The organism is Symbiobacterium ostreiconchae (assembly GCF_055396975.1).
The window spans coordinates 1,919,534-1,933,164 of the sequence record NZ_AP042454.1 but is presented as its reverse complement, the minus strand read 5'-3'; the positions used below and the strand labels follow the sequence as shown (position 1 = coordinate 1,933,164).

13 protein-coding genes and 1 pseudogene are annotated in these 13,631 nt (G+C 69.5%); 1 reads left to right on the top strand and 13 read right to left on the bottom strand.

Annotation, left to right across the window (positions count from 1 at the left end):
* Window positions 1–1,579 precede the first annotated feature (1,579 nt).
* Entirely contained in the window at window positions 1,580–2,608 is a 1,029-nt protein-coding gene (locus ACZ5UM_RS09355) for a hypothetical protein (protein ID WP_464843704.1), read from the top strand.
* Between the two features lie 86 nt (window positions 2,609–2,694).
* Here the strand turns inward: ACZ5UM_RS09355 and ACZ5UM_RS09350 are convergent, their stop codons facing one another.
* The 13 genes and pseudogenes from ACZ5UM_RS09350 to ACZ5UM_RS09290 form a co-directional block, all read right to left on the bottom strand.
* Window positions 2,695–3,615 carry an FtsX-like permease family protein gene (locus ACZ5UM_RS09350; protein WP_464843703.1) on the bottom strand — a complete coding sequence of 307 codons (921 nt, stop codon included), beginning with the start codon at window positions 3,613–3,615 and terminating at the stop codon, window positions 2,695–2,697.
* Window positions 3,605–4,273, bottom strand: a complete 669-nt coding sequence (locus ACZ5UM_RS09345) for an ABC transporter ATP-binding protein (protein ID WP_464843702.1) — start codon at window positions 4,271–4,273, stop codon at window positions 3,605–3,607. Before ACZ5UM_RS09345 ends, ACZ5UM_RS09350 begins: the two co-directional genes overlap by 11 nt.
* A gap of 16 nt (window positions 4,274–4,289) precedes the next feature.
* Window positions 4,290–5,501, bottom strand: coding sequence for an ABC transporter permease (locus ACZ5UM_RS09340; protein ID WP_464843701.1), 1,212 nt, complete (start codon window positions 5,499–5,501; stop codon window positions 4,290–4,292).
* A complete protein-coding gene (locus ACZ5UM_RS09335) occupies window positions 5,491–5,940 on the bottom strand; it encodes a DUF4418 family protein (protein ID WP_464843699.1) in 450 nt (149 codons plus the stop codon). The genes ACZ5UM_RS09340 and ACZ5UM_RS09335 overlap by 11 nt, the downstream gene beginning before the upstream one ends.
* A 235-nt stretch (window positions 5,941–6,175) precedes the next feature.
* Entirely contained in the window at window positions 6,176–6,379 is a 204-nt protein-coding gene (locus tag ACZ5UM_RS09330) for a hypothetical protein (protein WP_464843698.1), read from the bottom strand.
* Window positions 6,357–6,962 (bottom strand): lytic transglycosylase domain-containing protein, encoded by a 606-nt coding sequence (locus tag ACZ5UM_RS09325; RefSeq protein ID WP_464843697.1) that lies wholly within the window; start codon window positions 6,960–6,962, stop codon window positions 6,357–6,359. The genes ACZ5UM_RS09330 and ACZ5UM_RS09325 overlap by 23 nt, the downstream gene beginning before the upstream one ends.
* Entirely contained in the window at window positions 6,959–7,789 is an 831-nt protein-coding gene (gene coaE, locus ACZ5UM_RS09320) for a dephospho-CoA kinase (protein WP_464843696.1), read from the bottom strand. Before coaE ends, ACZ5UM_RS09325 begins: the two co-directional genes overlap by 4 nt.
* 1 nt (window position 7,790) lies before the next feature.
* Window positions 7,791–7,994 carry a hypothetical protein gene (locus ACZ5UM_RS09315; RefSeq protein WP_464843695.1) on the bottom strand — a complete coding sequence of 68 codons (204 nt, stop codon included), beginning with the start codon at window positions 7,992–7,994 and terminating at the stop codon, window positions 7,791–7,793.
* 37 nt (window positions 7,995–8,031) lie between these two features.
* Window positions 8,032–8,949, bottom strand: a complete 918-nt coding sequence (mutM, locus tag ACZ5UM_RS09310; RefSeq protein WP_464843694.1) for a bifunctional DNA-formamidopyrimidine glycosylase/DNA-(apurinic or apyrimidinic site) lyase — start codon at window positions 8,947–8,949, stop codon at window positions 8,032–8,034.
* Entirely contained in the window at window positions 8,942–11,566 is a 2,625-nt protein-coding gene (gene polA, locus ACZ5UM_RS09305) for a DNA polymerase I (protein WP_464843693.1), read from the bottom strand. Before polA ends, mutM begins: the two co-directional genes overlap by 8 nt.
* Window positions 11,567–11,764: 198 nt before the next feature.
* A complete protein-coding gene (locus ACZ5UM_RS09300; RefSeq protein WP_464848415.1) occupies window positions 11,765–12,253 on the bottom strand; it encodes a DUF4349 domain-containing protein in 489 nt (162 codons plus the stop codon).
* A gap of 624 nt (window positions 12,254–12,877) precedes the next feature.
* Window positions 12,878–12,940: pseudogene (locus ACZ5UM_RS09295) on the bottom strand (zf-HC2 domain-containing protein); the annotation flags it as partial.
* Entirely contained in the window at window positions 12,930–13,556 is a 627-nt protein-coding gene (locus ACZ5UM_RS09290) for an RNA polymerase sigma factor (RefSeq protein ID WP_464843692.1), read from the bottom strand. The pseudogene ACZ5UM_RS09295 and the gene ACZ5UM_RS09290, both read right to left, overlap by 11 nt.
* Between the last annotated feature and the right edge of the window lie 75 nt (window positions 13,557–13,631).

Sequence of the window (13,631 nt, the reverse complement as noted above, 5' to 3'; positions counted from 1 at the left end):
GACCGCACCCCCGGCGCAGGCGCATCGGGTGGTTCAGGGCGGCCCGAAATCCTCGTGCCGACGGCGCGGCCCGGGTCGCCTCCGCCGGTTTTCGCGTTTGCGCTGCACGGAGATGTGGAATTTCAGCGGCCGCAACGGCGCTTGCGGCCTCCACCGACGGCGGCACCCCCTGGCACAGGCGCATGCCGTGGCTCGAGGCCACCTGAACTCCTCAGGGCGGCCCGAAATCCTCGTGCCGACGGCGCGGCCCGGGTCGCCTCCGCCGGTTTTCGCGTTTGCGCTGCACGGAGATGTGGAATTTCAGCGGCCGCAACGGCGCTTGCGGCCTCCACCGACGGCGGCACCTCCTGGCACAGGCGCATGCCGTGGCTCGAGGCCACCTGAACTCCTCAGGGCGGCCCGAAATCCTCGTGCCGACGGCGCGACGCGGGTCGCCTCCGCCGGTTTTCGCGTTTGCGCTGCACGGAGATGTGGAATTTCAGCGGCCGCAACGGCGCCTGCGGCCTCCACCGATGGCGGCACCCCCTGGCACAGGCGCATGCCGTGGCTCGGGGCCACCTGAAATCCTCAGGGCGGCCCGAAATCCTCGTGCCGACGGCGCGACGCGGGTCGCCTCCGCCGGTTTTCGCGTTTGCGCTGCACGGAGATGTGGAATTTCAGCGGCCGCAACGGCGCTCGCGGCCTCCGCCGATGGCGGCACCCCCTGGCACAGGCGCATGCGGTGGTTCCGAGCCACCTGCAATCCTCAGGGCGGCCCGAAATCCTCGTGCCGACGGCGCGGCCTGGGTCGCCTCCGCCGGTTTTCGCGTTTACGCTGGACGGGGAAGTGAAAACCGAGCGGTCGCACCGGCAAAGATGGCCCGTCGGCGGCGTCAGCCGGGTCCACCGGTGGCCGGGAAGGTACGGGGTACGGGCTTAGGCTGTGCCGGGCCGCCCTGTCACGCAACGGCGGCGCCCCGAGCAGCTTTCGGCGACGCTGTACCGGCGCACCGCAGCAACTCCGACGACGCTGTGGCGGCGTAGTCGAGCAGCTTCCGCAACGCTGTACCGGCGCACCGCAGCAACTCCGACGACGCTGTGGCGGCGTAGTCGAGCAGCTTCCGCAACGCTGTACCGGCGCACCGCAGCACCTCCGGCGACGCTGTGGCGGCGCACCCGAGCAGCTTCGGCACCGCTATACCGGCGCACGGCAGCAACTCCGGCGACGCTGTGGCGGCGTACCCGAGCAGCTTCGGCAACGCTGTACCGGCGCACGGCAGCAACTCCGGCGACGCTGTGGCGGCACACCGGAGCAGGTGTCAGCGTCACTGTGCGCCGGCCACCCCGGGGCAGCCACTACACGCAGCCGCAGCTGAAGTCGACGACCCGCCGCCCGGGAAGCGTCCTCCAGTTTTCGAGTTAGCGCCGGGCAGCATTGTCAAACTCAGCCGGTCGCGGGCGTGCAGACACGGCGACAGCCTCGTGCATCTGCGCGTGGCCCGAACTTGATCGAACACACCATCGAAGCAACAGAACAACAGATCGGTATCTAGAAGGAATCTGCACCAGACTTGGCGAAAATTCCCTCATGGTGAATGGCATGCGTTTGAGGCTGATCGCCGTTCCGGACCGTCTGTGGGCCGATCGCACGGTGCCCGAAGGCGCGAAGCTCGTCTGGTGCTACATTTCCGCACTGTCGCACCTCCGGACCGAGTTCACGCTGAAGGAGCTGCGCCAGCACGCGGGCATCAGTCTTCCGAGCCTGCACAAGTACCTCGGCGTGCTGTCCCAGAAGGGCTGGCTCATCTACGAGCGGGTGCGACTTCGGGTCGTCCGCTGCCAGGTGATCGGGGAAGAGAGCGGGCCCCGCCTCGTCCTGCCTTCGGACATCCTGTTCGACCACAACCTCCCGCGCGGCGCCTGCTGGACCTGGGGCCTGATCTTCCGGATGGGCGGCAGGTTTGAGTACCGGGAACTGAGGAAGGCCACGGGATACAGCCAGGATACCCTGGGCAAGCACGTCAGGGAGTTGATCGCTCACCGGTGGCTGTGCGGCGGGCCCCGCCGCAAGGCTCGGCGCGTGATCTACACCTTCCGCGGAGCCAATCCGCATGCCCTCCAGCGCGCTCAGGAACTGCGGGAACTGGAGCGCGGCCTGCAGGCTGCCCGGAGTACTCCCGGGTACTCGCAGGGACAGTACATCCTCGCGCGGCTGCTCCGGGAGATGTTCCCGGGGCTGGAGATTCTCGAAAACGTGGAGATCACCGGCCTCGACAACATCGACACCGGTGGACGGCTGCAGGTCGACGTGTACGTCTCCGCGCACAAGCTCGCCGTGGAGTTTCACGGACCCCAGCACGCCGGACCCACGGAACGCTACCCCAGCGTCGAGGAGTTCCATGCACAGCGCAGACGGGACCTCATCAAGCGAGGGCGGTGCCAGGAGATGGGCATCGAACTGGTCGCTCTTTGGCCCAAAGACCTGGGCTGTGAAGGGATCCTGCGGGCGCTCGGTCACCGTCTCCGGTTCAACGGGTTCCGGGAGAGCCGGTGGCACGTGATCCGGTTCCTCGAACAGCGGGCAGAGTGGTACCGGAAAGCGGCCACCAAGGGCCAGGCCGCGGTCTGATGCCGGGCCGGACGATGCGGGCGCGGACAAGCAAGAACCCGCGGCAGTTGTGCCGCGGGATTTGCCGATATACCCCCGAGACTGACTCAGCGATGGCGCCTGACCGCCTCCAGCGGATCGAGCCAGGCCGACTGCAGGGCCGGCGGCAGCGACGCCGCGACCGACGCCGCGGTGACCGCGGCCGAGGCCAGGCCCACCAGCGCCAGCAGGGGCATCAGTCCCAGGTGCCTGAGCGCCTCCCCCGTGGTCGGGATCAGCCACAGGGCGCCGGCGGAAAGCAGGCCCCCTGCCACCGATCCCGCCAGGGCCAGGACAGCCGTCTCCCCCAAGGTGAGGGCCACCAGGTAGCCCCGGGTGGCGCCCATCGCGCGCAGCATGCCCAACTCAGCCCGGCGCTGCCCGACCCGGATAGAGGCCAGCAGCCCCGCCACCAGAGCCGCTCCCAGCGCCGCCACCGCCGCCGCCCGCCCCAGGTGGCGCACCAGCGGCTGCAGGTCCGTCAGCACGCGGCGCGTGGCCTGTTCCCCCACGATCGATTCAGCCTCCGGCAGCGTCTCCAGGAGCGCCGCGCGGGCCATCATCGCCGATTCCCAGAACTCCAGCCGCAGGACCAGGAGGGACGCGCGCGCACCGGCCGGCACGCCGGCGCCGCCGGCCGAGAGATCCACCGCCTCCACGCCCACCAGCCCGTAGATCTGCGCCTCGGCGATCCCCTGCTCCCACCGGGCCACGTCGATCGTCGCCGGAATGGGATCGGTCGCGCCCGTCGCCAGCCACTGCTCGACCAGCCGCCGGTGCTCGGGCAGGGCCAGCACCATGTCCGCGCCCAGATGTTCCAGGCCCCGATCCAGCATGCGGGCCATCCCCTGGAACAGGCTGAGCCCGCCCACCAGCGCCAGCGCAGCCAGGAGGCCCGCCAGCAGGCCGGCGGCGGACTGCCACGGCGAGCGGCGCAGCCCGGCCCAGATCAGGTCCCGAAGCCCGGGCGGGCGACCTTCACGACGCAAGGTGGACCTGCCCCGCGCTCAGAATCAGGTGGCGGCTGGCGAGCGGGACCAACTCCGTGCTGTGCGTGACCATGACGACGGTGGTTCCGGCGCGGTTCTCCTCCAGGAAAAGGTCGACGATCGCGCGCTCCGTCTCCTCGTCCAGGTCCGCGGTGGGTTCATCGGCCAGGATCAGTTCCGGCCGGTTCAGCAGGGCCCGGGCGACGGCCACCCGCTTCTGCTGCCCGCCCGAGAGCTGCCACGGCAGCCTGTCGGCGCAGTCGGGAAGTCCCACCCGCTCCAGCAATTCCAGCGCCCGCTTCCGGTCGCCGCCTTCCCCGGGCGGCAGGAACGAGGCGGGCACCAGCACGTTTTCCAGCACGGTGAGCGTGGGAATCAGGCTGGCGAACTGGAACACAAAGCCGATGTGGCGGGCGCGGAAGCGGGCGCGCTCGGCATCGGAGAGCGCCCAGAGATCCTGGCCCATTACGGTGACCCGGCCCTCGTCTGGCCGGGTCAGCCCGCCCATCAGCGCAAGCAGCGTCGACTTCCCCGCCCCGGAGCGGCCCGTCACGATCACGAACTCCCCGCGGGCGATGCGGCCGCTCAGCGGGGCGACGGCCACCACACGCTGACTTCGGGTTCGATAGGTCTTGGCGACTTCGTAGAGCTGAATCACGTGGCACCTTCCTCCTCTAGCGCGCGTGGATGGCCTCGTGGGGCTCCAGCCGGGCCAGCCGCCGGGCCGGTCCGGCCGCCGCCAGGGCGCCGCCTGCCGCAGCCACGAGCACCACCGCGGCCGCCAGCATCCCCTGCTCGCCCGCCGGCGGGTAGAGGAACGGCAGCGTGTACGAGACCATGATGGCCTCCTTGAAGAGGCCGTAAACCGCGGATCCGCCCAGCACCCCCGCCAGGCCGCCGAGCCCGCTGAGCAGGCCGGCCTCCAGCACCAGGGCGCCGGTCGCCTGTCCGGCGGTCGCGCCCATGGCCCGCAGCAGGCCGATCTCCCGCATCCGCTCTCTGGCGATCGCGAAGAACAGGATGACGAAGAGCAGGAGCGCCACCAGCAGCAGCGAGACCGTCACGGGAAGGAGGCTGGCCATGAGCAGCGTCAGATCGTCAGCCACCGACCGGGCGATCTCGCCGGCGGTGATCACCGTCACCCCGTCCAGGGTGCGCTCGATCTCCGCGGCGACCTGGGCCGCGTCGACCCCCTCCCTCACCTTGACCAGGATGGCCGAGATGTGGCCCTCGGGAATCTCCAGCGGCTCGGTAGCCAGCTCGTGCGAGCGCTTTGCGATCTCCCACACGGCGGGCGCGGGGAGGAAGACCGTCTCGTCCATCCCCATGCCGGTGGGATCGAGGCGGGCCGCCAGGCGGAACGTGGAGCCGTAGAAGAGCAGGGGATCGCCGGTCAGCCCGAGGATGTGGTTGCCCACCAGCACCTCGTCCGGCGCAAGCTCCCGGTCCAGGTTCCGGCGCAGCCAGGGCTTCACCGTGAAGTCAGTGTCCGGGTCGTATCCCACCAGCATGAGATGCCCGGTGCAGCAGGCCGAGGAGGCCAGGGTCTCCACGAAGATCTGGGGCGACGCTGCCTCCACGCCCTCCATCGCCCGAATGGCCTGCAGACGGCTGGCCCCTTCCATATAGAAGGCCGCGGGCAGCCCCATCACCAGGGCGGTGTGGGTCTGCTCCGCCGCGCCCTCGGGCACGACCATCAAATCCGCCCCGAGCCGCTCCAGCCCGCGGCTGACGGCGTAAGACACCCCTCGGCCGATCAGGCCGCCGGCGAACGCGGTGCCCGCCACCACCATGACCGCCAGCAGCACCACCAGCGTGCGGCCCGGATTGCGCAGCAGGTTTCGGGCCGCCAGCCGGAAGATTCCCGGTGTCTCGTTAAACCGCACTCCGCTCCCCCTCCGCCACATCCAGCCTGCGCAGACGCAGGGTCCCCACCAGTCCGGAGAGTACCGTAATGCCGCCCGTCAGATAGGCCCCGGGCTTAAAGCTGAGGTTGCAGATCATCCCGGGCATGGCGCAGGTGGGCACGAGCCACATCGGGATGATGATCATCAGCAGCCCGGCGCCGGCCACGGCCAGCGACAGCCCGCGCGCCGCGTCCGGGAAGAAGAACAGGACCAAGCCGGCAAAGGCCACCAGGGCCCCCACACCCTGGAACGCCCGCTCCGACCAGTGGCACCGCATCGGCATCGTGGCGCCGTTGGCCAGTTCCACCATGTGTCCATGATCCTGGCAGGTGTGCAGGAAGAAGTGTGAAGCCAGCACGGCGCCCACGCCCAGCACGATGAACAGCAGCGGGCGCCAGTCCCAGGTCCGCTTACTCACCCCAAGATCCTCCCCCAAAACGACAGTCATATCGCATAATTCGAGTTTAGTGTGGTTGCCGAAGAGGTTCAATACGCTGAGCGCCGGACACCCCGTGCATAGACTAGGGTCGTGACCGTAGGGCACACAGCATCTCCGCCTTGGGCTGGACCCCGGAGGCACTGGGGGTCCCGGGGCGCATGCACAAAGGCCCCGGCCTCAGAGGAGACCAGGGCCGGACGGGCATGGAAAGCAGCTAGAAGAAGAGCAGGCGGAACAGGAAGTAGACGGCCACCAGGACACCGGCCATGACCAGGACGACGGGCATGAGCACCTGGTATGCGGCGATGATCATCGCCAGCGTGTCGGTCCAGGTGAACCGGGGCAGGTCGTCGTCCTCCGCCTCGCGGCGGCGTTCCGCCCTGCGCCGGGCCAGTTCATCGCCGTCGAAGTTGCGCACCTTCATCCCCTCCCGTCGCCGCCGGCTGCCACGTGCCGTAGAGCAGGCGGTAGCGTCGTTGATCCCGGAGCACGTTGGCCACGTAGTGGCGGGTCTCTGCAAAGGGAATCTGCGCGAGTGTGTCCCGCTCGCCCGTCCACTGCTGGCTGTTGAGCCATGTATACACGTTGGTCAGCCCGCCGTTGTATGCCGCCAGCGCCAGGACGGGATCGCCGGCAAACTCCCCGAGCAGCGCGGACAGATACCAGCAGCCCAGGCGGATGTTGTAGGCGGGGTCGTACAGGTAGGCATCGTCGTACGGCAGCCCCATCTGCTCGGCCACCCAGCGCCCGGTGTCGGGCATGATCTGCATCAGCCCCCGGGCCCCCTGGGGAGACGTGGCTTCAGGCCGGAAGCGGGACTCGGCCCGGATCACGGCGGCGACCAGGTACGGATCGAGGCCGTGATCCTCTGCGCAGTCGGCGATCGCCGGCCGGTAGGCCAGCGGATAGCGCTGGGTGAGCGCGGCCCGCACGCCCAGCACGAGCAGCGGCAGGGCCAGGAGGACGGCCAGACGCCGCCGGATACGGCTCCCCGGCCTCACGGTCCCCCCGCCCGCCCTTCCGCCTCCCGGCCGGCAGCCGGGTTGCTGCCCGAGCCGGCCTCCCGGGTGGCACCCGAGCCGCCCTCCGGGGTGGCGCCCGAGCCGGCTTCCCGGGTGGCACCCGAACCGCCCTCCCCGGTGGCTCCCGAGCCGCCCTCCCGGGAGGCGCCCGAGCCGACCTCCCGGGTGGAGCCCGAGCCGGCTTCCCGGGTGGCGCCCGAGCCTGACTCCCGGCCCGACGCGGCAGCCTGCCAGGCCGCGGCCACCTGCGCCCGGGTCGCCTCCAGCGTGCCCCGGTTGTCGATGACGCGGTGGGCCCGCCGGGCCTTCTCCTCCAGGTCCATCTGGGCGGCGATGCGGGCCTCCGCCTCCTCCGCCGAAAGGCCGCTGCGGGCCATCAGCCGCGCCTTCTGGGTCTCCGCGTCCACGTAGACGACCCAGATCTCGTCCACCATGCGGTCCCAGCCGCTCTCGTAAAGCAGCGGGATGTCCAGGACGACCGCGGTGCGGCCGGCCCGGCGGTGATGCTCGATCTGCCGCCAGATCTCGGCGCGGACGGCCGGATGCACGATGGCCTCCAGGGACCGGCGCCGGCCGGGATCGGCAAAGACGATGCGCCCGAGCGCCTGCCGGTCCAGCGACCCGTCCGCCCGCAGCACCCCGGGGCCGAACTCCCGGACGATCGCCGCAAACACCGGGGTCCCCGGGCGCTGCAGGTCGTGCACGATGGCGTCGGCGTCGATCACGACCGCGCCCATCTCCCGGAGCATGGTCGCCACGGTGGACTTGCCGCTGGCGATGGAGCCCGTCAGCCCGATGATGCGCATCCTAGTCGCCCTCGATGCGGTAGTCGGCGAACTTCTCGAGCGTGGATTCCCGCAGCTCCTTCTCCGTGTACATCTCCACCCGCCACTTGCCGCCGCCCAGCGGCTTGATCGACATCTCGCCGGACACGTTGTAGCCGTCCCAGAGCTTCTTCACCGTATCGCGCATCTCTTTTTCGCTGGGGAACTCGAACACCAGATACTGCACAGGGTTCACCCTCCGAATCGTACTTGGGGGCAGGACCTCACCGGTACCGGCCCGGCGGCTCTGCGGCCACCCGCACGCTGGTGCCCCGCCGGCCCGGCCGGGCGCGCCGGGACGTGAGCGTGACGCCCTCGGGAACCGGCTGGCAGCGCGGGCAGAAGTGGGTCCCCCGCTGGGCCACCGCCACCTTCCGGATGGGCGTGCCGCAGACCGGGCAGGGTTCGCCGGTCCGGTCGAAGACCTGCAGCTCGTCGTACATGTCGCCCTCGTTGCCCTCGCCGTCGCGGTAGAGCGAAAACGTGGTGCCCCGCCGCTCCACCGCCCGCAGGAGCACGCGGCGGATGCAGCCGTGCAGGCGCGCCACCTCGTCGGGGGTAAGCGACCCCGCCGGCCTCGCCGGGTGGATCCGCGCGCAGAACAGGGCCTCGTCGGCGTAGATGTTGCCCAGCCCCGCCACCAGGGCCTGGTTGAGCAGCGCGGCCTTGACCGACGCCTGCCGCCCGGCCAGCAGCGCGGCCAGCACCTCCGGCGTGAACGCCGCCGAAAGCGGCTCCGGGCCTAAGTTCGCCAGCCCCTTCGGTATGCCCTGCCGGTCTGGGCCGAGCAGGTGGAAACCGCCGAACTTCCGCTGGTCCGCGTAGCGCAGTTCCTGGCCGTCGTCCAGGTGGAAAACCACGTGCAGGTGCTTCTCCCGAGGCCGGTCCGGCCCGCACACGTACAGGTGGCCGCTCATGCGCAGGTGGGCAACCAGCAGGAGGGGCCCCAGGTGAAAGAGCAGGTACTTGCCCCGCCGGTCGATGTCCTCGAACAGAGCGCCCTGCAGCTCGGCTGCGAAGGTCCGGGGGTCGGGATGGTAGATCTGGCGGGGGGTGAGGATCTCCACCTTTCGGATGCGCCGCCCGACGACGCGCGGGTGCAAGGTGCGCCGGACCGTCTCCACCTCCGGCAGCTCAGGCATCCCGATCGCCCTCGTACGGCTCCACCGAATACCAGTCCGGCCCGGCCTTGACCTCGACCTTCAGCGGAACGTCCAGCTTCATGGCCCCCTCCATCTCCCGCCGCACCAGCCGGGCCAGCCGGTCCACCTCACCGGCGGGACACTCGAAGACCAGCTCGTCGTGCACCTGCAGGATCATCTTCGCCGCAAGCCCCTCGGCGCGCATGGCCCGCCGCACGGCGATCATGGCCCTCTTCATGAGGTCCGCCGCGGTGCCCTGGATCGGCGTGTTGATGGCCATGCGCTCGGCGTTCTGCCGGATCGTGTAGACCCGGTGCGTGATCTCGGGCAGGGGCCGCCGCCGGCCGTCCAGCGTGGTCACGTACCCCTTCTCCCGGGCCTCCGCCTTCTTCTCCTCCATGTAGCGCCTGACGCCCGCGAACTTGGTGAAATAGGTCTCGATGAACGCCCTGGCCTCCGCCCGGGAGATGCCCACCGACCGGGCCAGGCCGTAGTCCGTCTGCCCGTAGATCAGGCCGAAGTTGACGGCCTTGGCCTGCCGGCGCATTTCCGGGGTGACCTGGTCCATGGGGACGCCGAAGACCTCGGCCGCCGTGCGGGTGTGGATGTCCTGGTCGTGCAGGAAGGCCTCCCGGAGGGCCGGGTCGCCGGAGAAGTGGGCGACCACCCTGAGCTCGATCTGCGAGTAGTCGGCCGACAGCAGCACGTGGCCGGGGCGGGCGACGAAGGCCTTGCGGATGCGCCGCCCCTCCTCGATGCGGATGGGGATGTTCTGCAAGTTGGGATCCTTGCTGGAGAGGCGGCCCGTCTCGGCCACGGTCTGGGCGAAGGTGGTGTGGATGCGGCCGTCCCGGGCGATGAGCTGGCCCAGGGCGTCCACGTAGGTTCCCTTCAGCTTCGTGAGCGTGCGGTAGTCCAGGACCCTGGCCGCGATGGGATGTTCCACCGCCAGCTCCTCGAGGACCTCGGCGTCGGTGGAGTAGCCGCCGCTCTTGGTCTTCTTGCCGTGGGGCAGGCCGAGCTTGCCGAACAGCACCTCGCCCAGCTGCTTCGGGGAGCTGATGTTGAACGGCATGCCGGCCAGTTCGTAGATCTCCTGGCTCACCTGCAGGATGCGCCGCTCCAGCTCCGCCGACATCTCGTGCAGCGCGGCCGGGTCGACGCCGACGCCGGCGGCCTCCATCTCCGCCAGGATGGGCATGAGCGGCAGCTCCACCTCCCGGTAGAGCCGGTCCATGCCCTGCGCGGTGAGCTCCGCCTCCATGCGCCGGCGCAGCTCGGGCAGAACGGACGCCCGGGTCGCCCACAGGTCGGGAGTGTCGCCCGGGGGCAGTTCGCCGAGGCCGTACTGCCGGCAGAGGTCGGACAGGTCGTAGGTCGTGCGGGTGGGGTCAAGCAGGTACGCCGCCAGCGCGGTGTCAAAGGCCGGCTCGGGCGGCTCGGCGCCCCGTCCGTACACCCAGTTGTAGAAGGGCTTCAGGTCGTGGCCGACGAGCCGGGCGCCGGGTGCGAAGAGCTGTGCCGGATCGGCCAGGGCCTCGCCCTCCAGCCACGCGGGCGGATTGCCCACGGCCACGCCCACCGGCCGCGGGCGGCCGGGGTTGCCCGGATCCGTGGTCATCCGGGCCAGTATGGCCGCGTCGCCGGACAGGCACATGGCGCCGGGCCGGTCCACCACCTGCGCGGTGACGATCTCCACCGCCCCGGCCCCGGCCAGTTGGGCGACGGCCTGCGCCTCCGCGCTGCCCTCGGGCGGCGTCACCCGGTTCAGAAGCGACTTGAACTCCAGCCGCTGGAAGAGCGCGTAGGCCTCGGGATAGTTGGGCTCGCGCCGGCGGAGGGCCTCCCGGTCAAAGGCGACCGGCGCGTCCAGGGCGATGGTGGCCAGCGTGCGGGAGAGCTCCGCCTTGTCCCGGTTCTCCCGCAGCCTGGTCTGGAGCCCGCCCTTGATCTGGTCCAGGTGGGCGTACACCCCGTCCACCGTGCCGTACTGCGCCAGCAGCTTCAGGGCCGTCTTCTCGCCGACCCCCGGCACACCGGGGATGTTGTCGGAGGCGTCGCCCATGAGGGCCTTCAGGTCGATGACCTGTGACGGCGTGAGGCCGTACTCCGCCTTCAGCGTCTCGGGGTCGAACCGCACGGTGTCGGTGATGCCCTTCTTGGTCATCACCACCGTGACGCGGTCGCTCACCAGCTGGAGCGCGTCCCGGTCCCCGGTGACGATCAGGGTGTGCAACCCCTGCTCGGCGGCCTGGTGAGCCAGGGTGCCCATGATGTCGTCAGCCTCGTAGTTGTCCACCCGGAACCAGGGGATGTTCAGGGCGGTGAGCACCTCCCTGAGCAGGTCCAGCTGCGGCCGGAACTCGTCGGGCGGCGCCTTGCGGGTGGCCTTGTAGTCCTCGTACATGGCGGTGCGGAAGGTCTGCCGCCCCTTGTCGAAGGCGACCGCGACGTATTCAGGCTGCTCCTCGTCCAGGAGCTTGAAGAGCATGGTCAGAAAGCCGTAGACGGCATTTGTGTAGACACCATCGCTGGTGGAGAAGAGCCGCAGGGCATAGAACGCCCGGTTGGCCAGGCTGTTCCCGTCCAGCAGGAGCAGTTTCTCAGGCTTCGGCATGCAGGTCACCTCTCTGCTGCACCCTCGTAGCTTCACCGGGCGCGCCTGCACTTATTTCAATGCCGTGCCGCAGGAGTCCTTCCCGTCCCCGCCCGGTGCACGGACAAACAGAGAAGGGCCCGTGCGGGCCCTTCGAGCAGCTTACGGCTCACAACTCGTAAGGGCTTCCGCACCGCTGGCGGAAGCCCCCGGGTTCTCCTAGCGCGCAGGCTCTGACCGGAACATCAGCACAATGACGCTGGTCTCCACGGCCTCACGCAGGTTCTTGAAGTTGCCCTGCTCCGTGGCCAGCTGCTCTTCGACCTTGTCGAGCTGCTCCAGGCGCTCCTGGGTGACCTCCCCCTCGAGGCTGGCCACCAGGGCGTCGCGCTGTTCCTTCAGCGCCGCGATGCGGTCCGCCGTCTCGGCGAACTGGCCGGCCAGGTCCTTCTCCTGGACCGCCAGCGCGGCGCCGTAGGCAGAGAGCTCGTCATCCAACAGCGCCACGGCCTCCCGGAACGCCTCTGCGGGCACGGAGATCTGCAGTTCGACCGTGCCGTCCCGCGCGTTCTCCTGCACCTGCCACTCGTCCAGCCGCGCCCTCAACCGCTCGGCCTCAGCGGCGGGATCGGCCACCGTCACTTCGGCCATGGCGGAAAGCTGCAGCTGCGGGGGCAGATCGGCGTCCATCCCGGTCTCGCCGGACATCGACGCGGTCTTCACGCCCCGGCCCGAACTGGTGGGTCCCAGGGGCGCAGGCGCTGCTCCGGGATCTTCCTCACCGGAAGGCAGGGCCGGACCGGTGGGTTCTTCGGCGACCGTCCCCGGCTGGCCGGCGGGCGGATCGCTGGGTTCGTCAACGCTTCCTCCGGTGTTAGACGGCGGCTGCGCTTCAGGCCCGTTCGCCGGATGATGCGCTGGTTCTGCCGTGTCAGATGTGGCGGGCGGTGGCAGTGTGCCCGGCACCTCTTCCGTGCCCACGTGCGGTTCGGGCGCGACCGCGACCGACTCCCCAGGTGGCGGCTCGACCTGCGCGACAGGCGGCCCAACCCGGTTCAGGCCGGCCACGCCGATCACGAAGGCTGCGGCTGCAGCCGCCGGAATCGCCCATCGCCTGAAAGAAGGAAGCCGCGACCGGCCTCGCCCCGCCCTGCGTGCGCTCGCGATGGGCGGATCCTCAGACACCAGGCGCTGGTGAAGCTGCGCGTGGAACGTGGAAGGAACCTCTACGTCATCCAGGGAAGCGACCAGTGCAACCGTCTGCCGGAGGGCGTCCACTTCTGCCGCGCACCAATGGCACCGCCGGAGGTGCCGCTCCACACGCAGCAACTCTCCGCCGGACAACTCCTGATCGATGTACGCGGACAGGAGCGGGCGTACTCCGTCACAGTTCATGGGCTTTTCCCCTCCTAGCCCTGTAGACGACTCTCGGCGACAAAAGTTCCAGGCTCATGAACTTTTCTTTGAGGGCGCCCCGCGCCCGGCTGAGCCGCGACTTCACCGTGCCCAGGTTGAGGTCCAGCGCCTCGGCGATTTCATTGTATGAGTACCCCTGCAGCTCACGCATGACCAGCACGACCCGGTACTCCTCGTCGAGCTCCAGGATGCTCTCCTGAACCGCCCGCTGCAGCTCGACCCGCTCCAGGGCCTGCTCCGGCCCGTCGGCAGTGTCGGCGATCTGCCGGGAGACCTCGCCGTCGTCCATCTCGACGGCCTGATCCAGGTAGGTGACCTTCTGCCGCTTGCGCCTGCGCAGTTCGTCAAGACATGCGTTGTTGACGATGCGGTACAGCCATGTGGCAAAGGAGGAGTCGCCCCTGAAGTCGGCCAACGAACTGTATGCACGAATAAAGGCTTCCTGGGCGATGTCGGAGGCGTCCTCATGATTGCCGGTCAGCCGGTAGGCGATGTTGTACACCGTCTTCTCATGGTGGCTGATCAGCTGCTCGAACGCCTCAACGTCCCCCCGTTTCGCCCTTTCTACCAGGAGTTCGTCGAGGGATTTGGACACCAACTTCACTCCTCCCCCTGTGCGGGGCAATGTTCCAGACGCATTTATGGGGCACGAAGTTCCAACCCTATACTA